The following is a 24,674-nucleotide window of genomic DNA, read 5'->3' as shown; positions in this document are numbered from 1 at the left end:
CCTCCCGTACCGAGGACCGCCGGCACGTCCGGCGGCCTCGCGCCTCCACCGAGTTCGCCCCGAAAGGACGACCGGCCATCATGACCACGACCAACCCCGTCATCCGGGACACCCGGGAGCTGCGGCACAGCCGCCTCCTGGGTCTCGGCGTCCACCGCCCCGAGCGGTCCGTGCCCAACACCGAGATCGCCGAGCGCACCGGCCTCGACCCGGCCTGGATCGAGAGCCGGTCCGGCATCCGCTCCCGCCGCTACGCCTCCGCCCACGAGACCCTCCCGACCATGGCGGCCACCGCCGCCGAGAAGGCACTCGCCGCCGCCGGGATCGGCGCCGACCAGGTCGGCACCGTCATCGTCGCCACCATCACCTCCATGGAACAGATGCCGGCCGTGGCCGTCGAGGTCGCGCACCGGATCGGCGCCCGGCGGGCCGCCGCCTTCGACATCTCGGCCGCCTGCGCCGGGTTCTGCCACGCCGTCGCCCTCGCGGGCGACCTGGTCCGGATGGGCCGTTCCGACTACGTCCTGGTCATCGGCGCCGAGCGGATGACCGACATCCTCGACCACACCGACCGCGACACCGCCTTCCTGTTCGCCGACGGCGCGGGCGCCGTCCTCGTCGGCCCCTCCGACGAGGCGGGCATAGGCCCGGTCGTCTGGCAGGCCGACGGCTCCCGCAACGCGGCCCTGAGGATGACCGCCCCGTGGCACGACGGCACCGGCGAGCGGCCCGACGACCGGCCCGCCATCACCATGTCCGGCTGGAAGGTCTACCGCTGGGCCACCAACGAGATCGTCCCGGCCGCCCGCCGGATGCTGGAGCGGGCCGGGGTCACCGCCGACCAGCTCGGCGCCTTCATCCCGCACCAGGCGAACATGCTCATCACCGACGTCGTCGTCGAGCAGCTCGGCCTGACGGAGCGCACCGCCGTCGCCCGGGACATCGTCACCAGCGGCAACAGTTCCGCCGCCTCCATCCCGCTGGCCATGGAGGAACTGCTTTCCTCCGGCAAGGCCCACTCCGGCGACCTCGCCCTGCTCATCGGCTTCGGCGCCGGCCTGGTCTACGCGGGCCAGGTGGTCCGGCTGCCCTGACCAGCCCGCCCGGAAGGGAAACGACGGAGGAGCCCCGAGCCGATCGGCTCGGGGCTCCTCCGTGTCCTCCGCGGGCCGCTCAGTACGCGGCCAGGACCTCGAACAGGGCGAACGGGCTGGGCAGTCCGGTGTCCTGGTACGGCCGGAGCGGCGAGGTCGTACCGCGGTGGGCGGAGCCCGCCTCCCAGTCCCGGAAGGCCGCCATCGACTCCCACTCGCTGAGCACGGCGTACGCGCCCTCGTCCGTCATGACCCGCAGCAGCTCGTTGCCGAGCAGCCCCGGAGTGCCCGCCAGGTCCTTGCTGATCCGGTGGTACGCCTCCGTGACCGCGTCCCCGGCCGCCGGGTCGGCCGGGGACGGCCGCAGGTACAGCATGATCCGCACCCGGCCGGCCGCCCCGCTCATCCGGCGACCTCCACCATCCGCATCGTCGACAGCGAGCCGCCGGACCGGTACGGGTGCAGCTTCTCGCGGTGCGCCACGTGCTCCGGGCTGCGCTCGAAGGCCAGGAACGAGTCCTTGTCGGTCCAGTCGCTCACCACGAAGTACACCGACTCCTCGCCGGGCTTCGCGCTGCGCGCCAGGGCGTGCCCGAGGTTCGCGGCCTGCGCCGTGACCTCCTTGCTGCCCTCCGACCAGACCCGCTCGAAGTCCTCCTCCATGCCCGGCTTCACCTGCACGGTGAGCAGCACCCGGAAAGAGCCCGCGCGGGCGGCCATCTCAGACACCTCCGTCGACGTGCAGGGTCTCGCCGTTGACGTACGTGGACAGGTCGCTCGCCAGGAACAGCACCGCGCCCGCGATCTCCTCCGGGCGACCGAACCGGCCGAGCGCCATCATCCGCAGGTAGCGCTCGTTGTACGCGGCCCGCTGCTCCTGGGTCAGCTCGTCCGGCTCCGAGGTGTCGATGACACCCGGCGCGACCACGTTGAAGCGGATGCCCTTGCCGCCGAGCTCCTTGCACAGCGAGCGGGTCAGACCGATCAGACCGGCCTTGGAGGCGGTGTAGTGGCCGCGCAGCGGGATGCCCGCCATCGCGCCGCGCGAACCGATGTTGATCACCGAGGAGCCCTGGCGGAGCAGCGGGAGCGCCTTGCTGATCACCATGAACGGGCCGGTCAGATTGGTGGTGACGACCCGCTCCCACTCCTCGAACGGCAGCTCCGCGAACGGGACCTGGCTGATCACGCCGGCGTTGTTGACCAGCACGTCCAGCGTCTCGAACCGCTCCCGGCAGGCGGCGAGCACCAGCTCCACGCCCTCCGCCGTGCCCACGTCGGCGCGGACCAAGGCGTGGTCGCCGCCGATCTCCTTCAGCTCACGGGCCAGGCTCTCGACGGCCTCGCCCTCCTGCCGGTAGCAGGTCACCACGGTCGCGCCGGCTTTGGCCAGGGCGAGCACGGTGGCCCGGCCAATGCCCCGGCTGCCGCCGGTGACCAGCGCGTTCTTGCCGACCAGTCGCAATTCCATGTCGTCTTCTCCTTGTCCACGGGTTTCTGGTGGTCGTCGGGAGGGTGTTCGGGGGTGTCAGGACGCGTCGAGCGCCGGGACCGGGCGGCACTCCAGGACCGCCCAACGGCCCGGCACCGGCTCGCCCACCAGCTCGAAGCCCGCCCGCGCGAGCAGGGCGCGCCACTGCTCCTCGGAGCGCTCACGGCCGCCGAAGCGGACCAGCATGTCGAGGTCGAGGAGCTTGCCGCGGTCCCACGCGTTGGCCGGGCCGACCAGGAACTCGCAGATCAGCAGCCGCCCATCGGGGTTTCCGGCGAGCGCCTCGCGGATCCGGCCGAGGATCGCCGCCGCCCTGTCGTCGTCCCAGTCGTGCAGCACGGCCTTCAGGACGTAGGCATCGGCGCCCTTCGGCAGCTCCTCGAAGAAGTCGCCGGGCACCACCTCGACCCGCTCGGTGACCCCGGCCTCGCGGAACGCCTTGCCGGCCTCCGCCGTCACCGACGGACGGTCGACCAGGGTGCCGCGCACCTCGGGGTGCCGGGCGAGGAGCTCGGCGAGGAACAGGCCGCGGCCGCCGCCGATGTCGGCGATCCGCCCGTACTGCCCGAAGTCGTAACCGTCCAGCAGCATCCGCGCGGTGGCGTGGCTCATTCCGGTCATCGCCCGGTCGAACAGAGCGCCCGCCTGCGGCTCCCGCTCCAAGTGCTCGAAGAAGGTGTGCCCGTACGCCGCCTCGAACGCCGGCTCGCCGGTCCGCACGGTGTGCAGCAGCTGCCCGTACGAGCGCCACAGCATCTCGTCGCCGTTGTAGAGCACCATGTCCCGCTGGCTGCCGGGGATGCCGGAGCGCAGGCACTCGGCCACGTCGTTGAGCGCGTAACGGCCGTCGTCCCGCTGGACGAAGACGCCGAACGCGGCGGCCACCCGCAGCACCCGGCCCAGCGCGTCCGCGTGGCTGTCGGTGCGCTCCGCCAGCTCGGCGACGGTCAGCGGGCCGTCCGCCAGCGCGTCAGCGACGCCCAGCTCGGCGACCACGTGCAGCACCCGGGAGATCCGTTTGCCGTCGGTCAGCAGCAACAGCCGTACGTGGGGCGGCAACGCGGCGGTCATCGCCGGGCCGACCACACCGGTCGTGGTGTCCACACCTTCTCCTAGGTCGAGGGGGGAGCGCTGGGGCAGAGCAGTGCAGGTCAGGGCAGTACAGGGAGGTATGACGGAGGGACGAGCGGGCCGGGTGCGGGTCAGATCAGAACGCCGGCCGCGCCGACGTTCGCGAGCAGCGCCGCGACCGCGAGCGAGCCCCGCACCCGGTTCCAGCGGATCCACCGCTCGCGCGGGTCGCGGGACGCGAAGTCCGCGGGCAGCGCCTGCGGATCGAGCGTCGACAGCCAGCGGTTGATCGGCACGTTCTTCGTCAGCGACACCGTCATCGCGGCGGCGAGCAGCAGCGCGCCGAGCACCGCCAGCACCCGCACCGCGGTCAGCGGCGCGGTCACCACCAGGGCGAGGTCGCACAGCAGACAGCTGAGCAGCGAGATCGGCATGAACGGGTCGAAGCGGGTGACCAGACCCTTGTGCACCGGGACGTACATCCCGGTCGGCAGGGTGGTGAACAGCGGTGCCGCCAGTACCGAGATGGCGAGCCCGCCGGCCGCGAGCCCACCGGCCAGCAGTGCCAGAGGCATGAGTATCCGCACCGGGTCCACCACGCGTCACCCCTTCGAAGCCGCCGCCGCGCCACGCGGCGGACCACTGCGACGACTCTCGGACCCGCAGGTCGAAAGGGGCTCGAAGACCGCTCGACCGAGCCGTGCCCGGCTTTCCGGCGCTTCGGTCGAGCGCCCCTCCACACCGAATCGAGCAGGTGGGAGCAGGGTGGCGAGAACATCGAACCGCGGACCGGGAGTCGTGATGCTTGAGGAAGTGCTGAGCGGGATCGTGCTGATCGGGACGGGGACCGTCACGGGGATCTTCGTGGCCGTCCTGGTCAGCGTGGGTCCCGCCATGTCGGCGATGGGACGCGCCGACTACCTGCGCGCCCACGCCCTGCTGGGCAAGGGCTACCACCCGATGATGCCGATCCTCGTCAACGTGGTGACCATCAGCGGATTCGTGCTCGGCTGGCTCGCCGAATCACCCGGCACCGTGCTGTTCCCGGCCGCCTCCGTGCTGCTCATCGGCGTCCAGGCGGTCTCGCACCTGGGCAACGTCCCGATCAACCGCTCGCTGAGCGGGCTTGCGGCGGACGGCCCCTGGGAAGACCCCCGTCCGCTCTGGCGCGCCTGGCACCGGCTGCGTACGGCCCTCGCCGCGCTCGCCCTGACGGCCGTGACCGTCGCGGTACTCGCCACTCCCTGAACCCACCCGCATCCGCACAGCTCCAGGAGGAGAATCCCCCATGCCACTCGACGCCATCACCTACCGGGTCAGGCCCGGATGCGAGGAGGACCTGCGGGAGGTGTTCTCCCCGCACAACTTCACCCGGGTCGACTCGCCGGTCATCGAGGACGACACGGGCAGCACGGTCGGCATGCTGCTCGGCACCGGCCTGTTCGTGCAGGACGACACGGTGATCAGGGTGATCCACCACGACGGCGTGAGCGCCGCCCGGGTCGCCCGGCACATGTCAACGCAGTCCGGCGTCCACGAGGCGGAGCGGGCCATCCTGCCGTTCCTCGTCGAGCCGCGCGACACCGAGACGCCCGAGGGCTTCCGGCAGCACTTCCACCGCAGCCTGATGACCGCCCTGGAACAGCACAGCCCCGACGAGCGGCCCGCCGCGGGCACGGTCGCGCTGCGCCACCAGCTCCGGCCGGGCGCGGGCGTCGCCCTCCAACGGGAACGGCGCACCGTCAACCGCAAGGCGTCGCTGCTGCTCTCACCCGACCACCCGACGATCATCCGCACCGCGCTGTTCCTGCACGAGGACACCCTGGTGCGGGTGGTCCAGTACGACGGGCACCCCTACGACGTCGTCGGCTATCTGACCGACGTCTGCTTCGGGCAGGACGCCGACGCCTGGCTGCAGCCCTACCTGGCCGAGCCGAAGCGGCCCGACCATCCGGACGCCTATCTGGCCCTGGTGCACGAGCAGGCCATGGTGTCCGTCGCGCACATGTCCGTGCTGGGGGTGGACTGACCCGGCCTCCCCCGAGCGGCACGAACGAGAACCGCCGCCGGGCCGAGGCCCGGCGGCGGTTCCTTCGTCCCGTACCGCGTCACATCTCGGGGTGGTCGAACCACTCACCGAGCTTGGTGCCCATCAGCGGGCTGCCGCGAAGCTTCAGCTTGCCGGTCAGGAACGCCTTCGCGCCAGGCAGCTTGCCCACACCCATCGCCAGCATGTCGGGGAACTTGATCCCGATGGTGATGTCCGGGCTCTCGTGCCGGCCCTTGTCGGTGCGGCACTCACCGTTCTCGACGTGCACGTAGTGGAGCTTCTGCCCCTCCGCGGAGGTGATGTCGAACTGGAAGACGCCCTTCTGGCCGGCCGCCTTCGTCGGGTTGAACTCCGAGACCAGCAGGTCGAAGACGAGCGTCAGGGCCGCGTCAAGGCCACCCTCGCGCTCGGCGACGGCCTGCTCCAGCTTCTTCGACGGCACCGACTCGACGAGCTCGATCAGCTCGGCCACCTGTTCCTGCTGCACACTCACCGGTTCCTCCTGGAACTCGACGTCGACGACTTCAGGATCCGGCCGGAACGGCCGGGGTGCTCACATGGAGCGGTTCGAGCAGATGCATCTCGCCGCCGGCCCGCATCGGCCACAGCTTCCGCAGATACGCCTGCTGCTCCGGGCTCTGCTCGAAGGCCCGGAAGGACGACTCGTCGGTCCAGTCGGTGAGGACCGTGAAGGCGCCCGGTTCGCCGATCAGCCGCAGCAGCTGCTGACCGTGATTGTCGGGGAAGGCGCGGACGGTGGCGGAGTGCGCGAGCCACAGTTCCTCGAACTCCGCCTCCCGGCCGGGCTCGATCCGGATCCGGAGCAGGACCCTCAGCCCCGCCGCCGTGGCCTCGGGCCCGCTCACGGCCGCACCGCCCCGGCCGCCGCCCGCTCCACCAGACCCTTGATCCGGGCCATCTCCCGGCGGGTGTTGGTGTTCAGCCGCTCGGCCATCTCGGCGTCGCCGAACGGCAGGCCCTCCCGGACCTCGAACTCCTGCCGCCAGCGCATCGCGACACCCGCGTCGGTCTGCTCGTACGTCCAGTGCAGGTCCATGAAGACGAACGGGCCGGTCTCGATCCGCCGGGCGCGCACCGTCCGGGTCACCGGGTCCGGGGTGCGCTCGGAGACCCAGCTCCACACCTGCCCGTTCTCGTCCGGGTGCAGGGTGAGCCGGAACCGCAGGGTGGCGCCGTCCCGTTCCAGGATTTCGGCCGCCGCGTACTCGGAGAAGAGGCTCGGCCAGGACTCGACGTCGTTCGTCATGTCCCACACCAGGTCCATCGGCGCGTCGATGACGACGCTGTTGTCGGTGGCGGCCATGTCAGGCCGCCGCGAGGCTGTTGTTGACGTACTCGATGACGGCCTGCGGAGAGTTCATCTCCTCGATGGCCTCGTCGGGGATCTGCAGGCCGTACTCCCGCTGGATCTGGCTGGCGATCTCCAGGACCGCGAGAGAGTCGTAGCCCATGTCGGTGAAGTCGGCGGCGAGGTGCTCCTCGGTGAGCTCCTCGGTCTCGCCGGTGCACCGGCTCATGATCTCCTTGAGGTCGCCGAAGGTCATGGGGGTGCTGTTCATCTGTTCCTCCTGGGGACGGAATGCGGTGAAGGGGAGAGAGCGGTACGTGCGGGTCAGGCGGAGCGGAGCACGAGCGCCGCGTTGAAGCCGCCGTAGCCCCGGCTGAGCACGAGCGCGGTGCGCAACCGGGTCTCGCGGGGCCAGTCGGTCACCAGGTCGAGCTGGTGCGCGCGACCCGGACGTATGTTCACCGACGGGGGGACGACCTGATCGCGGAGCGCGAGCGCGGCCGCCGCCGCGTCAAGCGCCGCGCCACCGGCGTACAGCCGGCCCGTCATCGTCTTCGGCACCGTCACCGGCACCCCGGCCGGACCGAAGACCGCGGTGATCGCCGCCGCCTCCTGCCGGTCGAGCTCCGGCACGCCGTAGCCGTCGGCGAACACCACGTCGACGTCACCGGGCGCCAGCCCGGCGTCGGCCAGGGCCAGTTCGGCCGCCCGGCGCAGACCGGGCGGGCGCCCGGAGCCGGGCCGGGGGTCCATCGTCGCCGCGTAACCGGCGAGCTCGGCGTACAGCCGCGGGGCACCCCGCAGCTCGGCGTCGGCGCGGGACTCCACGGTCAGGATCGCGCCGCCCTCGCCGGGCACGTACCCGCACGCGGCGGGGTCGAACGGCAGATAGGCCTGATCGGGGCGGTGGTCCTCGCTGAGCCGGCCGTTGCTGAGCTGGCAGACCAGGCCGTACGGGGAGAGCGAGGCGTCGGTGCCGCCGGACACCACCAGCTTGGTGCCCTTGGCGAGCACCCGGCGGGACTGGGCAAGCGCGTCAAGCCCGCCCGCCTGCTCCGAGCAGACGACACCGCACGGGCCGCGCATGCCGTGCCGGATGGACAGCTGGCCGGTGGTCGCCGCGTAGAACCAGGCGATGGCCATGTACGCGCCGACCGCCTGCGGCCCCTCCGCGTACAGCTTCTGCAGCTCACGCTGGCCGAACTCGACACCGCCGGAGGAGTTGGCGGTGATCACCGCCATGTCCAGGTCGGCGAAGGCGCCGGTGTCCACCGCCGCGTCCGCGAGCGCCTGATTGGTCGCGGCGAACGCGTACTGTGTCATCGGGTCGGTCTCGCTGACAAGCCGCTGCGGCGCGTGGTCGTTCGGGTCGAAGCCGTCGGCCTCCCCCGCCACCCGCACCGGATAGCCCGCCGGGTCGAAGCGGGTGATCGGGCCGAGCCCGGACTTGCCGTCCAGAGTGGCCTGCCACCACGACTCACGGTCGAGGCCGTTGGGCGCCACGACACCGATGCCGGTGATCACAGGGGTGCTGGTGCTCATCCGGCCGCCCTCCTCGGCGAGGTGAGGACGACGGCGCTCTGGAAGCCGCCGAAGCCGCTGCCGACGCTCAGCACGACGTCCAGTTCGGCCTCGCGCGCGGTGCCCGGCACGTAGTCCAGGTCGCACTCGGGGTCCGGGACCTCGTAGTTCGCGGTGGGCGGGATCGCCCCCCGGTCCATCGCCAGCGCACTGGCCGCGATCTCGATCGAGCCGATCGAGCCGAGCGAGTGCCCGACCATCGACTTGATCGAGCTGACCGGGATGTCGTACGCGTGGTGCCCGAGGCTGCGCTTGTAGGCGGCGGTCTCGTGCCGGTCGTTCTGCTTGGTACCGCTGCCGTGGGCGTTGGCGTAGTCGATCTCGTCCGGGTTGATCCGGGCCTCGTCGAGCGCGGCGGTGATCGCCTCGCCCATCTCCCGGCCGTCCGGGCGGAGACCGGTCATGTGGAAACCGTTGGCACGGGCCGCGTATCCCGCCACCTCGCAGTAGATCCGCGCGCCGCGGGCCAGGGCGCGCTCCCGCTCCTCGATCACGAAGACCGCCGAGCCCTCGCCGAGCACCAGGCCGTTGCGCCGCCGGTCGAACGGCTTGCACGCGGTCTCCGGGTCGTCGTTGCTGGTGGAGGAGGCCCGCAGGGTGTCGAAGCAGGACACGGTGATCGGGTAGATGGGCGCGTCGGTCGCCCCGGCCACCATCACGTCGGCCGAGCCCTCGCGGATCAGGTCCACCGCGTACCCGACGGCGTCGATACCCGCGCAGCAGCCGGAGCTGACCACGGTCGAAGGCCCCTCCGCGCCCGCCGCCCACGCCACCTCGGAGGCGAGCGAGCTGGACATGACGTACGAGTACAGATGCGGCTTCATGTACCCCGGGTCGACCAGCCACTGCCGGCCGTTGTCGCTGACCGTGCGGTACTCCTGCTCCATCGAGATCGCGTTGCCGACACCGTTGCCGACGCTGACCCCGACCCGGTGCGGATTCTCGGTGTCCATGTCGATGCCGCTGTCGGCGAGCGCCTCCCGGGCGGCGACGAGCGCGAACTGTCCCGCCCGGTCGGTGCGCCGGATCTCCTGGTACGAGAGGCCCGCGGCCTCCGGGTCGAAATCGCATTCCGCACCGATCCTGCTGCGGAACGGGGACGGGTCGAACAGGGTGATCCGCCGGGTGGCGGTACGGCCCTTGACGATCATCTCCCAGAAGTTCTCCCGGCCCGGCTGCCCGGGAGCGACCACGCCGATCCCGGTGATGACTGCTCTTGCTGTCATCCGGCGCTCCCCACCTCGGGCAGGGTGCCCTCGCCGGGCAGCGGCTCGCAGTCGACGTGGCCCAGTTCCGGGCTCGGCGCCAGCGGGCTGAGGAAGAAGGCGACGAACGCCTGCTCGTCACCCGGGTTCTCGATCCGGTGCCGGACGCCGATCGGCACCATGAAGGATTCGCCGGGCTCAAGGATCAGCTCCCTGCCGTCGATCCGGAGCAGCACGCGGCCCCGGATCGCGTGGAAGAACTCCTCGGAGTGCGGGTGGTAGTGCTCGGCGACGAACTCCCCGGGCTCCAGCGTGCCGACACCCATGAATCCCGAGGTCGCGCCACAGGTCTTGGGGCTGAGCAGGACACGCAGGTCACCGCCGCGCTTGCGGTTCGGCGGCATGTCGTCGATGGCGACCTTGATGAGGTCGGTGGTCTGCATGGGGTGCTCCACAGAGGGGTACGGAAGGGGACGGATGCGGCGGACGGCGGTCAGGGCGTCCAGCTGTAGAAGATCTCGGCCATCGAGTCCTTCGGCTCCCGCCAGTCGGGGGAGTACGGAGTCATGAACTCCTGCAGGCGGGTGTTGATGTCCTCGTACAGCGGGTGGCTGCGGGCCTGGTAGAGACGGCCGTTGATGGGCGTCTCGGCCTCCACGAGGTGGAAGTACAGGCCGTGGAAGCGGAACAGCGTGCGCCGCTGGACCCCGATCATGTGCGGAAGTCCGGTCGCGTCGGATTCGGCGAACAGCGCGGCCACCTTCTCCGCGTCGTCGTGGTCCATGCGCGCGACGATCAGTGTGCGATGAGCCATGGGTACTCCTCGGGAAAGTCGCCCGGAGCGGTCGGGCGGTGCGGTGGCCGAGAGCGGTACGACCCCGCCGGTATGACAATTCAGATGATTCACCGGCCGGCTTGAGGCGGAGTCCAGCCCAACTCGACGTCCGAATGGAGCCGCTGCTCCGCCGAGCGGTCATGCGCGGGCTCGTCCGTGGACCCGGCCGCGGACTCGCTCGCGGCACCCGCGAGGCCGTCCCCCAGGACGGCCCGCTCGCGCGGCAGGAGTACGGCGGTGACCGCGGCCACCGCCGCGAACCCGGCCAGGTAGCCCCACAGCGGCACCGCGCCGACCAGCCGGGACAGCTGCCCGCCAAGCCCCGCGCCGAGCGCCGCACCCAGATAGAAGAGGCCCATCATCCGGCCCCGGTGGCCCTCCGGCGCGGTCTCCGCCGTGCTGCTCAGACCCACCGGGCCGAACACCAGCTCCCCGCAGGCCACCCAGAGGAAAGCGACGAGCAGCCACAGTGGCGAGACCGGCCCCCCAGCGCCGTCGGCCAACCAGGCACCGACCGCGAGCACCGCGAAGCCGGCCGCCGCGAAACCGAGCCCGACCGCGAACTTCCGCCCGCCGCCCCGACGGCCGCCGTCGACGCGCCGGGCCCCCACGCGCAGCCACAGCCACGCGAACAGCGGCGCGAGCAACAGCAGGAACAGCGGATGCGCGGACTGGAACCAACTCGCGGGCACCAGGAAACCGCCCACCGTACGGTCGGTGTGCTCCCGAGCGAACAGGCTGAACACCGAGCCGAGTTGCCCGAACATCGCCCAGAACAGCACCGACGGCGCGAACACCCGGAGATAGCCGCGCACCCGGGCCCGCTCCGCCACCTTCAGCTCACCGCCGCGCATCAGCCGCCGGAAGTACCAGACCGGTGCCACCAGCGAGCCGATCCCGCACAGTCCGAGCACCGGATGCAGCGCCGCACCGCCCGCCGCGAGCGCCCCCGCCGCGAGCAGCACCGCGAGCGCGAGCGCCACCCAGGCACCGCGCACCAGCCGCCGCATCGACTCCGGCGGCAGCGGGCGGCTCGGCCCCGTACGGGCACCACGGAGCGTGGGCGCCCCGCGCAGATACTGCAGCACGCCGAACGCCATCCCGACCGCCGCCGCCCCGAAGCCCAGATGCCAGGCCACCCGCTCACCGAGCGCACCCGTGACCAGCGGCCCGATCAACGCGCTGACCTGCACGCTCATGTAGAAGAGGGAGAACGCCGCCTGGCGCTGCGCACTTGAGGCGCCCGGGTTCATCTGGTCGAAGATCACCGGCAGGTTGGGCTTGAGCAGCCCCGTACCGCAGGCGATCAGCATCAGCCCGGCGTAGAACGCGGTCTGCGCGGGCACCGCCATGCAGGCGTGCCCGGCCGCGATCACCACCGCGCCGGTGAGCATCGCCCGATGGGTGCCGAGCACCCGGTCGCCCAGCCAGCCGCCGGGCATCGCGGCCAGGAAGGACGCCGAGACGTACAGGCCGAACAGGGCGCCCGCCGTACCGTCCGGCAGGCCGAGGCCGCCTTCGGCGCGGGGCGCCGTCGCGTACAGGAAGAGCAGCGCCTGCATGCCGTAGAAGCTGAACCGCTCCCACATGTCGGTCATGAACAGGGTGCTGAACCAGCGCTCGCGGAACATCGACCGCAGCGGGCGGTCCGGCGCGGCTTCGGGCGCGGCGCCCGGAGGAGCCTCGGGCGCGGTCCCCGGCGTGGACGAGGGCGTGATCACAGCGCGATACCGCCGTCGATCCGCACGACCTGACCGGTGATGTAGTCGGCCGCGTCGGACAGCAGGAACGCGACCAGTTCGGCCACCGACTCCGCGGTCCCGAAGCGGCCCATGGCGACCTTCCCGACCGCGGCCGCCCGCGCCTTCTCCGACATCCCGGCCAGCATGTCGGTCTCGACGAAGCCCGGTGCCACCGCGTTCACCCGCACCCCGTACGGGGCTACCTCCTTGGCGAGCGCCCGGGTCAATCCGTTCAGACCGGCCTTGGCGGTGGCGTAGTTGGTCTGGCCCGGGTTGCCGTACACCCCGATCACCGACGACACGTTCACGATCGCGCCCGCCCGCCGGGTCAGCATCCCGCGCACCACCGCGCGGGTGGTGTGGAAGGCCCCGTCCAGACTGGTGCCGACCACGGAGTGCCAGTCGGCCGCCGACATCAGCGCCATCGGCCGGTCCTTGAGCACCCCGGCCGAGTTGACCACCGCGTGCGGCGCGCCGAGCTTCTCCTCCGCGCCCGCCACGAAGGCGGCGACCGCCTCCGGGTCCGTGACGTCGCAGACCGCGTGGTGCACGGCCGCCCCCGCCTCCTGGCACAACCGGACGGTCTCCAGGGCCGCCCCGTCCGCCGAGCGGGAGCAGAAGCCGATGTCGTGGCCGCCCTCCGCGAGCCGCACCGCGATCGCCCGGCCGATGCCCCTCGAGCCGCCGGTCACCAGCGCAACGCGCCTTCCGGTCATCTTCCTGTCCCCTTCGCCGCACCGTGGCCGGGGCGGCTGCCACGGCCACGGCGAGCATCGTCCAGCCGCCTCGAGGCAGGCTCGAAGGGCCCCCGCCACGCTGGGCACATGGTGGAGAACCTCTTCGAGCAGAACCTGCTGTGGGCCGTGCTTGCCGCGGTCTTCTGGGCCTACGCGGCGCGCGGCGCCCGCACCCTGGCGACCCGGCGCACCGTCCGCTCGGTGCGGCGCCGGGCCCGCCTCGGCCTGGTCCTCGTCACCGTGTCGCTGCTGGTGCTCGCGCTGCGGGTGGGCCTCGCGGTCAGTCTCGCCGCCGCCGCGGGCTGGCCGGCCGCCGCCGACTTCGTGCTCTTCGCGGCCGTGCCGCTGGCCCTGGCGGGCGCGGCGGTGGCGGTGTTCACGGTCCCGGCGTACGTGCGGGTGGCCCGCGTCGCCCGGGACGTCGGCAAGGCTCCCGGGGCCGGTCCTGCGCCCACCGGGCGGCGCGCCGAGCCCGTAGTGGCCGGGACCGGCCGTGCCGACGGCCGGAGCGGCGGCCGCCCGGCCGGACTCCCCGGGCCCGCCGTCGAGCCGTCGGTGCCCGCCACGCTGCGCGCCGCGGCCGCCAACCCGCGGCTCGTCGTGCCGGTACGAGTCTGCCTCGCCGTGGCCCTGATGGCCGCAGTACTCACCCTCCACCCACCGGCCCCTCCCTACACCGGCCTCTTCGTCCTCGAACTCGCCCTTCTCGCCGCCCTGTCGGGCGCGCTGCTGCTGCTCCAGCAGCAGCGCCGCACCGACCTCGCCGCCGAGGACTGGACCCGCCCGTCCCGGGCCCGCCGGCTGCTGCGCCCCGTCACGCTGCTGACCTCGGTCGCCCTGGTCTCCACCGCGGGCTGCAGCCTGATGTGGCAGAACAGCCGACTGCCCGACACCCTCGGCGGCACCCAGCACACCCACAGCTTCGACCTCGGCGGCGGACCCGCCGCGGGCCACGCCGTCGCACGGGACGTCACCGCCCTCACCGGACCACGCGACGAGCAGCCCGCACGCCGCATCACCCTCACCGCCACCAGCCGCACGATGACCCTGGAGTCCGGCGAGAAGGTGAAGGCTCTCGCCTTCAACGGCACCCTGCCGGGGCCCGAACTCCGCCTGGTGCGCGGCGAACCGACCGAGGTCGTGCTGATCAACCAGAACGTCGAGGAAGGAGTGACCGTGCACTGGCACGGCGTCGACGTCCCCAACGCGGAGGACGGCGTCGCCGGGGTCACCCAGGACGCGGTGCGGCCCGGCGAACGGCACGTCTACCGGTTCAGGGCTCCCCGGGCGGGCACCTTCTGGTACCACTCGCACCAACAGTCCAGCACGGTCGTCACCCGAGGTCTGTTCGGCGCCCTGATCGTCGACGAGCCGGGCGCCCGCCGGCACGGCGTCGACCGGACCGTGGTCGCCCACGCCTGGCCGATCGCCGATGCCGGGGGCGACGGGGCCCAGGGCAGCCCGCCGCGCGGCGGCGGTGGCGCACTCAGCGGCCAGAACGGCATGGGCGGCCTGCTCCGCACCGCACTCGGCGACTCCACCCGGCCCCGTACCGAGACCGTCGCCGCGGGCACCCCGGTCCGGCTCCGCCTGGTCAACGCCGACAACTGCCCCCGCACGTACTCGCTCGCGGGCACCCCGTTCGAAGTCGCCGCGATCGACGGCAACGAGACCGGCGCGCCCTCCGAGCTCACCGACCGGCGGCTGCGGATCGCCGGCGGCGGCCGCCTCGACCTCACCTACGTCCAGCCCGCGGCCCCGGTCCAGCTCACCGTCATCGGCGACGCCAACGCCTCCGGCGCCGGCCACGGCTTCGAGGGCTGCGGTGAGGACGGAGCCTACGGCGCCGGACGGGCCGGGACCGCGTCGCTGCTGCTCGCACCCGCCGGGACCACCGCCCCGCCGCCCGCGCCGGTCGACGGGCCGGTTTTCGACCCGCTGCACTACGGCAGCCCGGCCGCCACCCCGTTCGGCCCGGCCGGCCGCTTCGACCGGGAGTTCCACCTGGTCCTCGGCAACAGCGTCGGCTTCTTCGACCGGCGCCCCATGATGCTGTGGACCGTCAACAACGCCGTCTACCCCGACATCCCGGCGCTCCTGGTCGAGGAGGGAGACATGGCCAAGGTCACCTTCGTCAACCGCAGCCTCGACGACCACCCGATGCACCTGCACGGCCATCGGATGCTGGTGCTCTCCCGCGACGGCGAGCGGGCCACCGGCAGCCCCTGGTGGACCGACACCCTCAACGTCGCCCCCGGCGAGCGGTACGAGGTGGCCTTCCGCGCGGACAATCCCGGCGTGTGGACGGACCACTGCCACAACCTCGACCACGCCCGCGACGGCATGGTGCTCCACCTCGCCTACGACGGTGTCACCAGCCCGTACGAAGCGGGCCGGGCCAGCGGCAATCAGCCGGAGTGAACGGGCGCCGACGCGGCAGCGTGCGGGCCCGTGAGCGCGAGCAGCCGCTCACGGGCCGCGCGCACGCTCCGCCGGTCCTCCCCGGGCCCCTTCGCCCGGGGCGGCAGGGTGGCGAGGACCTCGCTGCGCCCGGCCCGTACCGCCGCATGCCCCCGGGCGATGACCGTCAGACTCTGCGCGGGCCCGGCCTCCACCAGGACCCGGTCCCGCTCCGCGAGCAGCCGGTCGAGCGTCGGCCAGAACAGCACCGGGGCCGTCGGCTGGCCCGCCCAGAACGCCGGCGCCACCGCCTCGGCCGGCCCCAGCGGGCCCGTGGTGTACGCCGAATGCAGCGGCACCCGGGGCGCGCCGAGCCGCATCGGGCGCACCAGCTCCTCCGTCGGCGTGACCAGGGGAGCGAGCGCCGGGCTGTGGTACGGGCTGCGCGCGGCGAGTCGCCGGAAAGTCAGCCCGTCCGCCACGAGCCGTCCGGCCACCGCTTCGAGCGGCCCGTCGGGACCCGAGAGGACCGTGTGCCGGGGCGCGTTCACCGCCGCCACCACGACCTCCCCGCCCACGTACTTCGCGAGGTCCTCCACCGCCGCGGCCACTGCCAGCATCCCGCCGGACGGCGTGGTCCGCTGCATCAGCACCCGCGCCCAGAGCAGCCGCACCGCGTCCGGGAGCGGAAACACCCCGGCAAGCACCGCCGCTGTGAACTCGCCCATGCTGTGCCCCAGATAGGCGTCCGGGCGCACCCCCCAGCTCTCCACGAGTCGCCCCATCGCGTAGTTCACCGCGAACAGCAGCGGCGCCGCACGCGTGTCGGCCTCCATCGGCACCACCGGCGCCGCCGCCAGCCAGTCCGCGCGGGCCTCGTCGCCCACCGGCCCGAGCAGCCCGAGGACCTCGTCCACAGCCGCCGTGAACACCGGCTCGTGCAGGTACAGCCCGGCGGCCATGCGGGGGTGCTGCGCCCCGGTGCCCGGGAACATCAGGACGACGGAACGACGCCGGGAGGAAGCCATCGACGCAGAAGTCATGGCGCCAGCGTGGTCCGCATCGATCGAGCCGTTCTCCAGTGCCCCATGCAGAAGCGTTCGAGCCCGCCTTGAGCCCTCCGGCGCATCCTGCGTCGCATGACCGTTGTCGAGGAAATCCCCCCGGGACCCGGAATCAGCCCCGGCGCCGCGGCCTCCGCGGAAAGCTGCCTGCGCGACCGCGCGGCCGAACTCGCCGCCCTGCGCGAACGCGTGCGCCAAGGCCCCGGCGAACACGCCACCGAGGCCCAGCACGCCAAGGGCAAACTGACCGCCCGAGAGCGCATCGACCTCCTCTTCGACGAGGGCACCTTCTCCGAGATCGAGGAGCTGCGTCGGCACCGCGCCACCGGCTTCGGCCTGGAAGGCCGCCGCCCGCACACCGACGGCGTCGTCACCGGCTGGGGCAAGGTGCACGGCCGCACCGTCTTCGCCTACGCCCACGACTTCCGGATCTTCGGCGGCGCCCTCGGCGAGGCGCACGCCGAGAAGATCCACAAACTGATGGACCTCGCCGAGGCCGCCGGCGCGCCCCTCGTGGGCCTCTGCGACGGCGCCGGGGCCCGCATCCAGGAGGGCGTCACCGCCCTCGCCGGATACGGCGGCATCTTCACCCGCAACGTGCGCAACTCCGGGGTGATCCCGCAGATCAGCGTGGTCCTCGGGCCCTGCGCGGGCGGCGCCGCCTACTCCCCGGCGCTCACCGACTTCGTCTTCATGGTGCGCGGCATCGCCCAGATGTTCATCACCGGGCCCGACGTGGTGCAGGCCGTCACCGGCGAGGTCATCACCCATGACGCGCTCGGCGGCGCCGACGCCCACGCCTCCGTCTCCGGCGTCGCCCACTTCGCCTGCGACGACGAGGAGTCCTGCCTCGAGGACGTGCGCCACCTGCTTTCGCTGCTGCCCGCGAACAACCGTGAGCTGCCGCCCGGCGCCCCCACCACCGACCGCCCGGACCGGCGCACGGAGGCACTGCTCGACCTGGTCCCGGCCGACCCGGGGCGCGCATACGACATACGGGCGGTGATCGAGGAGATCGTCGACGACGGCGACTACCTGGAGATCCAGGGAAACTGGGCGACGAACATCGTCTGCGCCCTCTCCCGGCTCGACGGGCAGGTGGTGGGCGTGGTGGCGAACCAGCCGTCGGCGTCCGCCGGGGTCCTCGACATCCGGGCCTCGGAGAAGGCGGCCCGCTTCGTGCAGACCTGCGATTCCTTCAACATCCCGCTGGTGACCCTGGTCGACGTGCCCGGCTTCCTGCCCGGCGTCGAACAGGAGCACGGCGGCATCATCCGGCACGGCGCCAAGCTGCTCTACGCCTACTGCAACGCCACCGTGCCCCGGGTGCAGCTGATCCTGCGCAAGGCGTACGGTGGCGCCTACATCGTGATGGACTCGCGGTCCATCGGCGCCGACGTGTCGCTGGCCTGGCCGAGCAACGAGATCGCGGTGATGGGCGCGGAGGGCGCGGCCAATGTGGTCTTCCGCCGCGAGATCGCGGCGGCCGCCGACCCGGACGCGGCCCGCGCCCGGCTGGTGAAGGAATACCGCGCCGAGCTGATGCACCCGTACTACGCGGCCGAACGCGGCCTTGTCGACTCGGTCATCGACCCGGCGGACACCCGGATCCGGCTCATCGACGCCCTGGCGATGCTGCGCGCCAAGCACGCACCGCTGCCCAGCCGCAAGCACGGGAACCAGCCCCAGTGAGCGCCGCCCCCATCAAGGTGCTGCGGGGCGCGCCGACCCCCGAGGAACTGGCCGCCTGCGTCCTGGTGCTCCAGGCCCTGGCGACCACCCGGCCCCAGTCCGCCGAGCCCCTCCCCGACACCCCGCCCCGCGCGATGTGGCCCCGCCCCACGGCCCCGCTCGCCGCGCCCGCGGCGGCGTGGTCGTCGGGCCGGGCGGGGGCGTGGCGGGCGCCGTGACACCCCGCCGCATCAGGGGGAAGCAGTACGTCTCCGCGACGTCCGGAAAGCAGTCCCCGAACCACGCGTAGTCCGCTCCGGTCTCTGCGACGCCGGCTCGTCGAGTCCGCCGAACAGCGGTGGCGGGCCGTACACGCGCCCCGCCTCGTCGCCCCCGTCCGCGCCGGAGCCCGCTTCGGGGGCGGCCGCCTTGTCGAACGCCCCGAGACCCCCGCGGCCTGATCGAGCGCCCGGCCGACGCTGTCCCGAACGGTCCCGGTGAGGTCGTGGTGCAAACCGGTGACATCGCCCGGGGCGCGCTCGGCCGCCTGGTACTGCGCCATGCGGCGCACGCCGCGCGGAAGTCGGGATCCTGAGTGAGTCCGGCGAGTTCCGCCCAGGCGTCGGCCTGCTCGGGTCCGGGGTCGTCCGGCAGTTGGGGCATGGCCGAGCGCATCATGTCGATGAAGTCGACGACGAGGAACAGACGCTCGCCGAGTGGATCGATCCGGGCGGCATGGACCTGTGCCGGCGCTCCTCGCCGCGCGCCTGGACCAGGGCGGAGCGTGGACATCACGCTCAGCGGGAAGACCCCGACGACCACTACGCGCAGGTGACACGGCGCGGAGCCCGGCTGGGCCGCGGCCTTCTCCGTTGTGCCGCGATCCTGCACACCGTCGCCAAGCGGCGGGTCACGGGGCCGGCGGGTCCCTTCCGGGGCCCGCGGGCCCCGGGAGCGTTCCCGCGGCCCGCATCGCATTCCCCCGGCGTCGCCCTCCCCCGCGCGGGCAAGCTGTACGCAGGACGCGGGGCGAGCGGAGGAGGGCAGGGACGTGGACCTCAGCAGGCGGGCCTACCGCGGGCAGCGGTGGGCGGCCAGGGGGGCGCTGGCCGCCGCCGTGCTCGCGGTGTTCGTGCCGCTCGCGTACGGCGGTGCGGTCGGCGTCCTGGTGCTGGTGGCCGGCTTCGCGGGGCTGCCCGTCACGACGGCCGCCGTCTGGTGGGCGCTGACGCTGCGCGGCCCGGTGCGCTGGGCGGCGGCCGGGCTGGCGGTGGCCGTGCCCGCCGCCGTCGTCACCCTGTACGCCGTCACCCTCGCCTGGGCGCTGCCGCTGTCGGTGGCGCTGTGGGCGCTCGCCGTCTGGAGCGGCCGGTACGCCCTGCGGGGCACCGGCGGCGACCGGGTGCGGGTGCGGGAGCGCCGGACGGCTCCGCCGAAGCGGCCCTTCCTCCTGATGAACCCCCGGTCGGGCGGGGGGAAGGTGACCCGGTTCGAGCTGCGGGAGAAGGCCGAGCGGCTGGGGGCGCGCGTCGTGCTGCTCGACGCGCAGGAGCGGCAGGACGTCACCGCCCTGGCCCGGGCCGCCGTCGCGGAGGGCGCGGACCTGCTGGGGGTCGCGGGCGGCGACGGCACGCAGGCGCTGGTCGCCGCCGTGGCCGCCGAGCACGGCCTGCCGTTCCTGGTGATCAGCGCCGGCACCCGCAACCACTTCGCGATGGACCTGGGCCTGGACCGCGACGACCCCGCCGCCTGCCTGGACGCGCTCACCGACGGCGTCGAGCTCCGCGTCGACCTCGGCTTCGCCGCCGGCCACCCCTTCGTCAACAACGCGTCCTTCGGGGCGTACGCGGCCATCGTGCAGCACCCCTCCTACCGCGACGACAAGCTCGGCACCAGCCTGGAGCTGCTGCCCGACCTGCTCACCCACCAGCAGGGCCCCCGGCTGACCGTGCGCGCCGGGGGGACGACGCTGACCGACCCGCAGGCCGTGCTGGTCAGCAACAACCCCTACCGCACGGGTGACCCGTTCGGGTTCGGCCGGCGCGAACGGCTGGACTCCGGCGCGCTCGGCGTCCTCGGGCTCAGGGTGGACAGCGCGGCCGCGGCCGCCGCCCTGCTGCTGGCGCCGGAGCCGGAGAGCCTCACGGTCCTCACCGCCCGCGAGGTGGTCGTCGAGGCAGACCGGCCGGAGATCGAGGTCGGCATCGACGGCGAGGCCCGCGTCCTGCCCACGCCGGTGCGCTGCCGTATCGCGCCGCGCGCCCTGCGGGTCCGCGTCCCCCGCCACCGCCCCGGCGTCCAGCCGCCCCGGCCGCCCCTGGACTGGCGTCGGCTGCGGAAGCTGGCGACGACGGTCGGCCGTACCGCTCTGCCCCGGCGGCTGGAGCGGCCCCCGCGGCCGGGCTGAGGGCCGGCGAAGGCGCCCTCCGGCCGGCGGTCTCGCGGGCGGTCCGCGCTCGCGGACGGGTCACGCGGCGACCAGGGTCACCGTCCGGGCCTGGCCGGCGTGGACGCGGGGCACGGGCAGGATGCCGAGGGTGTGCAGTCCCAGCAGGGTGACCTCGGCGTGGGCGGGCCCGGCCACGAGGGCCCGCCCCGCGACCCGGGCGGTGTTGACCCAGCGGTGCTCCTCTCCGTCGCACACGGCGCGGGTGCCGCCGATGCCGTAGCGGAGCGTCGTGGACTGGGCCACGGAGCTGCCGACGAACACCGGGATGCCGGCGGTGACGCAGCGGTAGGTGCCGGAGAGGGTGACCGTGCCGTCCGCGGCGACACGGCCCGTCGGGTCGACGGTCACGGACTCGTCCGGAGCCGCGTGCGCGGGCGCGGCGGGCGCGGTCAGCAGGAGCACGGCGGCGCCGGCGGCGACGGCGGTGAGGACGCGGCGGAAGGACATGGGAAACCTCCTGTGGACGGGCTTTCCAGGGATGTCCACTGGTACCGGGCGGACCTCGCCCGGGCCGTGATCGTCACCCCTTCGGTGGCGCGTCATCCACAGGCGTGTCCCGCGGGCGGTCCTGCCGTCCGGGCCGGACCGCCCGGCGTGCCGGCGCCCGGCCGTCCTGTCCGGCGTGCCGCCCGGTCACGTCCCGGAGGCGAACTCCCGCAGCGGCGCGACGAGTCGCCCCGGCTGGTCCCCGGCGGTCAGCGTCCGGGAGTCCTCGGTCTCCGCCGGCCGTCCCCGGGGCAGGGGTCCGGCGGGGCGGCGGCCGCGGGCGCGCCGACCCGTCCGGCCCGCGGGCGCACGGTCCGGCGGCCGCCGCCGGACCGGCGCGGGCCGGGCGACGGCCCGCGACACCTGGGGTGACCAGCGACGATGCCGAAGACCTAAAATGATCAACGTGTCCGACCAGCATGCACCACGGTCTTTGATCGTCACGCTCTACGGCGCGTACGGCCGCCACCTGCCCGGCCCCGTTCCCGTCGCCGAGCTGATCCGGCTGCTGGCCGCGCTCGGTGTGGACGCCCCCTCCGTCCGCTCGTCGGTGTCCCGGCTGAAGCGGCGCGGGCTGCTCGTGCCGGCCCGTACGGCCGGGGGCGCGGCCGGGTACGAGCTGTCGCCGGACGCCCGCCGGCTGCTCGACGACGGCGACCGGCGCGTCCACGCCGCGGTGCCGGCGCGGGACGAGGGCTGGGTGCTGGCGGTGTTCTCCGTGCCGGAGTCGGAGCGGCAGAAGCGGCACGTACTGCGTTCGCGGCTGGCCGGGCTGGGCTTCGGCACCGCCGCCCCGGGCGTGTGGATCGCCCCGGCCCGGCTGTACGAGGAGACCCGGCACGCCCTCCGGCGGCTGCGGCTCGACGGGTACGTGGACTTCTTCCGCGGCGAGCACCTCGGCTTCGCGCCGACCGCCGAGGCGGTGGCCCGCTGGTGGGACCTGGCCGCGATCGCCAAGGAGCACGAGGCGTTCCTCGACCGGCACGCGCACGTGCTGCGCGCCTGGGAGCGCCGCGCCGACACGCCGCCCGAGGACGCCTACCGCGACTACCTCCTCGCCCTGGACTCCTGGCGCCGCCTCCCCTACACCGACCCGGGCCTGCCCGCGCGGCTGCTGCCCGCCGACTGGCCGGGCGTCCGCTCGGCCGCCGTGTTCCGGGCGCTGCACGAGCGGCTGCGGGACGCGGGCGCCGCCTTCGCCGGCCTGGAGCCGTAGCCGCACGGACGTGACCTCGCGCACGTCGCGGATCGCCGGCACAGCCCTCGGCTCCCGCCGGCCGTCGGGTCGTGGGCGGGGGGAGGGACGGGCGCGCACGGCCACCGCGGCAAGGGCCCGGGGAGCCGCCGTCCGGGCCGCCGGGCCGCCGGGCGCGGGCAGGACCGCCCTCGCCCGCCCGCGCGGTGCCCGTCGGACGGCTCCGCCGGACAGCGCCGTACCATTCACCGAGTCGACAGCAGGACTTCCTGCTCCCTGAACGGACTCGCCTTGCACGAACACCCCCCGGCCCGCCCGTCGCCCGGCCACCGCCCCTCATGGAGACGCGCCATGCCGTCCCTTTCGCCCGCCTCCTGGCGTGTCCCGCTGCCGCACACCGCCGCGGCGGTGCCCGTGGCCCGCACGCTGGTCCGTACGGCGCTGGCCGAGCTGGAGCACGGGGCCGACAGCGACACCGCGGAACTGCTCACGGCGGAGCTGGTCGCCAACGCCGTGGAGCACACCGCCGGGCCGATCGAGCTGGTGGTGGAACTGCTGCCGACCTGCTGCCAGGTCGAGGTGCGCGACTCGGACCCGGCGCCGCCCGGCGACCTCGTCCGGCCGGCCGGCGGCGAGCCGGACCCCTGGCAGGAGCACGGGCGCGGTCTGCTGCTGATCCGCGCCCTGAGCTCGTCCTGCGGGCACCGCCCCGCCGGCTCCGGCAAGGCGGTGTGGTTCAGACTGCCTGTCGTACCGGCTCCGCGGCGTCCGTCGCCGTGACCGCCGCCAGGCGCGAGGCGCGGCGCCCGTAGAGGAGGTACACGCCGAGTCCGGCCGCCAGGAACACGGCGAACTGGAGCCAGGTGTCCGGGCCCGTCTCGTACATCAGGTACAGGCAGCAGGCGACGCCGAGCAGCGGGGTCACCGGGGACAGCGGCACCCGGAAGGTGCGGGCCAGACCCGGTTCGCGGCGGCGCAGCGCGAGCACGGCGACGTTGACGGCGGCCATGGTGGCGAGCGTGCCGATGGTGCACAGGTCGACCACCGCGTCCAGCGGGGCGAAGGCCGCCGGGAGCGCGAAGACGACGGCGACGATCAGGGTGCCGGCGACGGGCGTCGCGGTCCGCGGGGACACCTTCTCGAACACGGGGGGCACCAGGCCGTCCCGGGACATCGACAGCAGGATGCGGGTCTGGCCGTACATCACGGCGAGCACCACCGAGGCGATGGCGACGACCGCGCCGAACGCGACGACGCCGCCGCCGATGGCGGAGCCGGTGACCTCGTTGACGACGTACGACAGCGCGGCGGGCCGCCCGCCGACCTCGTCGCCGCCGATCGCGCCGATCGCGGCCAGGGCGACCGCGCAGTACAGCAGCGTGATCAGGCCGATGCAGACCAGGATCGCGACGGGGACGTCCCGGCGCGGGTTCCGCGCCTCCTCGCCGGCCGTGGTGATCGCGTCGAAGCCGATGTACGAGAAGAACGCGGCCGTGGTGCCCGCGCCGATGCCGCCGAGCCCGGCCGGGGAGAACGGGGTGAGGTGGCCGGCCCGGAAGGCGGTGAAGCCGATCGCGCAGAAGGCGACGAGGACGGCGAGCTTGAGGACGGCCATCGCGGCCGTGGCGCGGGCGCTCTCGCGCACCCCGCGCACCAGCAGGACGGCGGCCATGGCGATGACCAGCACCGCCGGGAGGTTGACCGCCCCACCCTCGCCGGGACCGGCGGACAGCGCGGCCGGGATCCGGACGCCGAGGAGGCTGTCCAGCAGCTCGTTGACGTACTGGCTCCAGCCGACCGCGACCGCGGACACCGACACGCCGTACTCGAGGAGCAGGCACCAGCCGACCAGGAAGGCCGTGGTCTCGCCCAGCCCGGCGTAGGCGAAGGAGTACGAGGACCCGGAGACCGGGATGGCGCCGCCCAGCTCGGCGAAGGCGAACGCGGTGAGGACGCAGGTGATCGCGGCCAGGACGAAGGAGACGACGACGGCCGGGCCGGCCTGGGCGACCGAGTCGGACAGGCCGACGAAGATGCCGGTGCCGACGATCGCGCCGACGCCGAAGCAGACGAGGTGGAACAGCCCCATCGTGCGCTTCAGACCGTGGCCCGCACGGTCGGCGCCCGACTCCGCCACGAGGAGGGCGGGGGACTTGATACGGGAGGCGGGCATGCGGGTGGTGCTCGTTTCTGGTGGTACGGGATGCGGCGGATCCGCCGCGTGGCAGCCACGGAAGGGGTGGTTCCGGGCCGTCGGACAGGACAAGCCCTGCTGAGGGGCCTTGCTGGGGCG

27 protein-coding genes are annotated in these 24,674 nt (G+C 73.6%); 9 read left to right on the top strand and 18 right to left on the bottom strand.

Going from position 1 to position 24,674, the window contains the following annotated elements; genetic code table 11:
* Positions 1-80: 80 nt before the first annotated feature.
* Entirely contained in the window at positions 81-1,094 is a 1,014-nt protein-coding gene (locus tag ACIBAI_RS15050) for a beta-ketoacyl-ACP synthase 3 (RefSeq protein ID WP_399034259.1), read from the top strand.
* 79 nt (positions 1,095-1,173) lie between these two features.
* On the opposite strand, the gene ACIBAI_RS15045 is transcribed toward ACIBAI_RS15050, so the two are convergent.
* From ACIBAI_RS15045 to ACIBAI_RS15025, 5 genes are all read right to left on the bottom strand, one after another.
* Positions 1,174-1,500, bottom strand: coding sequence for an antibiotic biosynthesis monooxygenase family protein (locus ACIBAI_RS15045; RefSeq protein ID WP_399034257.1), 327 nt, complete (start codon positions 1,498-1,500; stop codon positions 1,174-1,176).
* Positions 1,497-1,814: an antibiotic biosynthesis monooxygenase family protein gene (locus ACIBAI_RS15040; protein WP_399034255.1), complete on the bottom strand. Its 318-nt coding sequence runs from the start codon at positions 1,812-1,814 to the stop codon at positions 1,497-1,499. The genes ACIBAI_RS15045 and ACIBAI_RS15040 overlap by 4 nt, the downstream gene beginning before the upstream one ends.
* A gap of 1 nt (position 1,815) precedes the next feature.
* Positions 1,816-2,565 carry an SDR family NAD(P)-dependent oxidoreductase gene (locus ACIBAI_RS15035; RefSeq protein WP_399034253.1) on the bottom strand — a complete coding sequence of 250 codons (750 nt, stop codon included), beginning with the start codon at positions 2,563-2,565 and terminating at the stop codon, positions 1,816-1,818.
* A gap of 57 nt (positions 2,566-2,622) precedes the next feature.
* Positions 2,623-3,690, bottom strand: coding sequence for a methyltransferase (locus tag ACIBAI_RS15030; RefSeq protein ID WP_399034251.1), 1,068 nt, complete (start codon positions 3,688-3,690; stop codon positions 2,623-2,625).
* 98 nt (positions 3,691-3,788) lie between these two features.
* On the bottom strand, positions 3,789-4,232 hold the full coding sequence (locus ACIBAI_RS15025; RefSeq protein WP_399034250.1) for an anthrone oxygenase family protein: 444 nt from the start codon (positions 4,230-4,232) through the stop codon (positions 3,789-3,791).
* A gap of 226 nt (positions 4,233-4,458) precedes the next feature.
* Here ACIBAI_RS15025 and ACIBAI_RS15020 point away from each other — a divergent pair, with 226 nt between their 5' ends.
* Together ACIBAI_RS15020 and ACIBAI_RS15015 are read left to right on the top strand one after the other, a co-directional pair.
* On the top strand, positions 4,459-4,905 hold the full coding sequence (locus ACIBAI_RS15020; protein ID WP_399034248.1) for an anthrone oxygenase family protein: 447 nt from the start codon (positions 4,459-4,461) through the stop codon (positions 4,903-4,905).
* Positions 4,906-4,945: 40 nt separating this feature from the next.
* A complete protein-coding gene (locus ACIBAI_RS15015; protein ID WP_399034246.1) occupies positions 4,946-5,686 on the top strand; it encodes a SchA/CurD-like domain-containing protein in 741 nt (246 codons plus the stop codon).
* Positions 5,687-5,765: 79 nt separating this feature from the next.
* Here the strand turns inward: ACIBAI_RS15015 and ACIBAI_RS15010 are convergent, their stop codons facing one another.
* The 10 genes from ACIBAI_RS15010 to fabG all read right to left on the bottom strand — a co-directional run bounded on the left by ACIBAI_RS15010 (position 5,766) and on the right by fabG (position 13,095).
* The gene (locus ACIBAI_RS15010) at positions 5,766-6,200 is read right to left on the bottom strand and encodes an SCP2 sterol-binding domain-containing protein (RefSeq protein ID WP_399034244.1); all 435 of its coding nucleotides are present in this window, start codon (positions 6,198-6,200) and stop codon (positions 5,766-5,768) included.
* A gap of 31 nt (positions 6,201-6,231) precedes the next feature.
* Positions 6,232-6,573: a putative quinol monooxygenase gene (locus tag ACIBAI_RS15005; protein WP_399034243.1), complete on the bottom strand. Its 342-nt coding sequence runs from the start codon at positions 6,571-6,573 to the stop codon at positions 6,232-6,234.
* Entirely contained in the window at positions 6,570-7,031 is a 462-nt protein-coding gene (locus ACIBAI_RS15000) for an SRPBCC family protein (protein ID WP_399034241.1), read from the bottom strand. Before ACIBAI_RS15000 ends, ACIBAI_RS15005 begins: the two co-directional genes overlap by 4 nt.
* Position 7,032: 1 nt before the next feature.
* The gene (locus tag ACIBAI_RS14995; RefSeq protein ID WP_399034239.1) at positions 7,033-7,287 is read right to left on the bottom strand and encodes an acyl carrier protein; all 255 of its coding nucleotides are present in this window, start codon (positions 7,285-7,287) and stop codon (positions 7,033-7,035) included.
* Between the two features lie 53 nt (positions 7,288-7,340).
* Positions 7,341-8,558, bottom strand: a complete 1,218-nt coding sequence (locus ACIBAI_RS14990; RefSeq protein ID WP_399034238.1) for a ketosynthase chain-length factor — start codon at positions 8,556-8,558, stop codon at positions 7,341-7,343.
* Positions 8,555-9,823 (bottom strand): beta-ketoacyl-[acyl-carrier-protein] synthase family protein, encoded by a 1,269-nt coding sequence (locus ACIBAI_RS14985; protein WP_399034236.1) that lies wholly within the window; start codon positions 9,821-9,823, stop codon positions 8,555-8,557. The genes ACIBAI_RS14990 and ACIBAI_RS14985 overlap by 4 nt, the downstream gene beginning before the upstream one ends.
* Positions 9,820-10,245 carry a cupin domain-containing protein gene (locus ACIBAI_RS14980; protein ID WP_399034235.1) on the bottom strand — a complete coding sequence of 142 codons (426 nt, stop codon included), beginning with the start codon at positions 10,243-10,245 and terminating at the stop codon, positions 9,820-9,822. The genes ACIBAI_RS14985 and ACIBAI_RS14980 overlap by 4 nt, the downstream gene beginning before the upstream one ends.
* Positions 10,246-10,295: 50 nt before the next feature.
* The gene (locus ACIBAI_RS14975; protein ID WP_399034234.1) at positions 10,296-10,616 is read right to left on the bottom strand and encodes a TcmI family type II polyketide cyclase; all 321 of its coding nucleotides are present in this window, start codon (positions 10,614-10,616) and stop codon (positions 10,296-10,298) included.
* Positions 10,617-10,705: 89 nt separating this feature from the next.
* Positions 10,706-12,358: a peptide MFS transporter gene (locus ACIBAI_RS14970; RefSeq protein ID WP_399034232.1), complete on the bottom strand. Its 1,653-nt coding sequence runs from the start codon at positions 12,356-12,358 to the stop codon at positions 10,706-10,708.
* Positions 12,355-13,095 (bottom strand): 3-oxoacyl-ACP reductase FabG, encoded by a 741-nt coding sequence (gene fabG, locus ACIBAI_RS14965; RefSeq protein WP_399034230.1) that lies wholly within the window; start codon positions 13,093-13,095, stop codon positions 12,355-12,357. Before fabG ends, ACIBAI_RS14970 begins: the two co-directional genes overlap by 4 nt.
* Before the next feature lie 108 nt (positions 13,096-13,203).
* Between fabG and ACIBAI_RS14960 the strand changes: the two genes are divergently transcribed.
* A complete protein-coding gene (locus ACIBAI_RS14960) occupies positions 13,204-15,537 on the top strand; it encodes a multicopper oxidase family protein (RefSeq protein WP_399034229.1) in 2,334 nt (777 codons plus the stop codon).
* Here ACIBAI_RS14960 and ACIBAI_RS14955 read toward each other — a convergent pair.
* On the bottom strand, positions 15,525-16,559 hold the full coding sequence (locus ACIBAI_RS14955; protein WP_399034227.1) for an acyltransferase domain-containing protein: 1,035 nt from the start codon (positions 16,557-16,559) through the stop codon (positions 15,525-15,527). The genes ACIBAI_RS14960 and ACIBAI_RS14955 overlap by 13 nt on opposite strands.
* Before the next feature lie 96 nt (positions 16,560-16,655).
* Here ACIBAI_RS14955 and ACIBAI_RS14950 point away from each other — a divergent pair, with 96 nt between their 5' ends.
* From ACIBAI_RS14950 to ACIBAI_RS14940, 3 genes are all read left to right on the top strand, one after another.
* Positions 16,656-18,272, top strand: a complete 1,617-nt coding sequence (locus tag ACIBAI_RS14950) for an acyl-CoA carboxylase subunit beta (protein ID WP_399034225.1) — start codon at positions 16,656-16,658, stop codon at positions 18,270-18,272.
* The gene (locus ACIBAI_RS14945; RefSeq protein WP_399034223.1) at positions 18,269-18,490 is read left to right on the top strand and encodes an acyl-CoA carboxylase subunit epsilon; all 222 of its coding nucleotides are present in this window, start codon (positions 18,269-18,271) and stop codon (positions 18,488-18,490) included. Before ACIBAI_RS14950 ends, ACIBAI_RS14945 begins: the two co-directional genes overlap by 4 nt.
* Before the next feature lie 812 nt (positions 18,491-19,302).
* Positions 19,303-20,658, top strand: a complete 1,356-nt coding sequence (locus ACIBAI_RS14940; protein WP_399034221.1) for a diacylglycerol/lipid kinase family protein — start codon at positions 19,303-19,305, stop codon at positions 20,656-20,658.
* A 60-nt stretch (positions 20,659-20,718) separates the two neighbouring features.
* Here the strand turns inward: ACIBAI_RS14940 and ACIBAI_RS14935 are convergent, their stop codons facing one another.
* Positions 20,719-21,147 (bottom strand): DUF6299 family protein, encoded by a 429-nt coding sequence (locus ACIBAI_RS14935; protein ID WP_399034218.1) that lies wholly within the window; start codon positions 21,145-21,147, stop codon positions 20,719-20,721.
* A 436-nt stretch (positions 21,148-21,583) separates the two neighbouring features.
* Between ACIBAI_RS14935 and ACIBAI_RS14930 the strand changes: the two genes are divergently transcribed.
* Both ACIBAI_RS14930 and ACIBAI_RS14925 read left to right on the top strand, forming a co-directional pair.
* Complete coding sequence (locus ACIBAI_RS14930; RefSeq protein ID WP_399034216.1) at positions 21,584-22,402, top strand: PaaX family transcriptional regulator C-terminal domain-containing protein; 819 nt, start codon at positions 21,584-21,586, stop codon at positions 22,400-22,402.
* 330 nt (positions 22,403-22,732) lie between these two features.
* The gene (locus ACIBAI_RS14925; protein ID WP_399034214.1) at positions 22,733-23,161 is read left to right on the top strand and encodes an ATP-binding protein; all 429 of its coding nucleotides are present in this window, start codon (positions 22,733-22,735) and stop codon (positions 23,159-23,161) included.
* Here ACIBAI_RS14925 and ACIBAI_RS14920 read toward each other — a convergent pair.
* Positions 23,118-24,554: an amino acid permease gene (locus ACIBAI_RS14920; RefSeq protein ID WP_344600357.1), complete on the bottom strand. Its 1,437-nt coding sequence runs from the start codon at positions 24,552-24,554 to the stop codon at positions 23,118-23,120. The genes ACIBAI_RS14925 and ACIBAI_RS14920 overlap by 44 nt on opposite strands.
* Positions 24,555-24,674: the final 120 nt, after the last annotated feature.

Origin of the sequence: Streptomyces sp. NPDC051041, assembly GCF_044456065.1 — a bacterium.
GTDB classification, from domain to species: Bacteria; Actinomycetota; Actinomycetes; order Streptomycetales; family Streptomycetaceae; genus Streptomyces; species Streptomyces glaucus.
Note: the sequence above shows the minus strand (reverse complement) of the source record. Positions and strands in the feature narration are given on the sequence as shown.

Coding starts and splice junctions, on each gene's coding strand:
- ACIBAI_RS14925 (WP_399034214.1), top strand. CDS start 22,733: ATGCCGTCCCTTTCGCCCGCCTCCTGGCGTGTCCCGCTGCCGCACACC.
- ACIBAI_RS14960 (WP_399034229.1), top strand. CDS start 13,204: ATGGTGGAGAACCTCTTCGAGCAGAACCTGCTGTGGGCCGTGCTTGCC.
- ACIBAI_RS14980 (WP_399034235.1), bottom strand. CDS start 10,245: ATGCAGACCACCGACCTCATCAAGGTCGCCATCGACGACATGCCGCCG.
- ACIBAI_RS15000 (WP_399034241.1), bottom strand. CDS start 7,031: ATGGCCGCCACCGACAACAGCGTCGTCATCGACGCGCCGATGGACCTG.
- ACIBAI_RS14920 (WP_344600357.1), bottom strand. CDS start 24,554: ATGCCCGCCTCCCGTATCAAGTCCCCCGCCCTCCTCGTGGCGGAGTCG.
- ACIBAI_RS14985 (WP_399034236.1), bottom strand. CDS start 9,823: ATGACAGCAAGAGCAGTCATCACCGGGATCGGCGTGGTCGCTCCCGGG.
- ACIBAI_RS15050 (WP_399034259.1), top strand. CDS start 81: ATGACCACGACCAACCCCGTCATCCGGGACACCCGGGAGCTGCGGCAC.
- ACIBAI_RS14975 (WP_399034234.1), bottom strand. CDS start 10,616: ATGGCTCATCGCACACTGATCGTCGCGCGCATGGACCACGACGACGCG.
- ACIBAI_RS14990 (WP_399034238.1), bottom strand. CDS start 8,558: ATGAGCACCAGCACCCCTGTGATCACCGGCATCGGTGTCGTGGCGCCC.
- ACIBAI_RS15035 (WP_399034253.1), bottom strand. CDS start 2,565: ATGGAATTGCGACTGGTCGGCAAGAACGCGCTGGTCACCGGCGGCAGC.
- ACIBAI_RS15040 (WP_399034255.1), bottom strand. CDS start 1,814: ATGGCCGCCCGCGCGGGCTCTTTCCGGGTGCTGCTCACCGTGCAGGTG.
- ACIBAI_RS14935 (WP_399034218.1), bottom strand. CDS start 21,147: ATGTCCTTCCGCCGCGTCCTCACCGCCGTCGCCGCCGGCGCCGCCGTG.
- fabG (WP_399034230.1), bottom strand. CDS start 13,095: ATGACCGGAAGGCGCGTTGCGCTGGTGACCGGCGGCTCGAGGGGCATC.
- ACIBAI_RS14930 (WP_399034216.1), top strand. CDS start 21,584: ATGATCAACGTGTCCGACCAGCATGCACCACGGTCTTTGATCGTCACG.
- ACIBAI_RS14950 (WP_399034225.1), top strand. CDS start 16,656: ATGACCGTTGTCGAGGAAATCCCCCCGGGACCCGGAATCAGCCCCGGC.
- ACIBAI_RS15045 (WP_399034257.1), bottom strand. CDS start 1,500: ATGAGCGGGGCGGCCGGCCGGGTGCGGATCATGCTGTACCTGCGGCCG.
- ACIBAI_RS14995 (WP_399034239.1), bottom strand. CDS start 7,287: ATGAACAGCACCCCCATGACCTTCGGCGACCTCAAGGAGATCATGAGC.
- ACIBAI_RS15025 (WP_399034250.1), bottom strand. CDS start 4,232: ATGCCTCTGGCACTGCTGGCCGGTGGGCTCGCGGCCGGCGGGCTCGCC.
- ACIBAI_RS15020 (WP_399034248.1), top strand. CDS start 4,459: ATGCTTGAGGAAGTGCTGAGCGGGATCGTGCTGATCGGGACGGGGACC.
- ACIBAI_RS14955 (WP_399034227.1), bottom strand. CDS start 16,559: ATGACTTCTGCGTCGATGGCTTCCTCCCGGCGTCGTTCCGTCGTCCTG.
- ACIBAI_RS15015 (WP_399034246.1), top strand. CDS start 4,946: ATGCCACTCGACGCCATCACCTACCGGGTCAGGCCCGGATGCGAGGAG.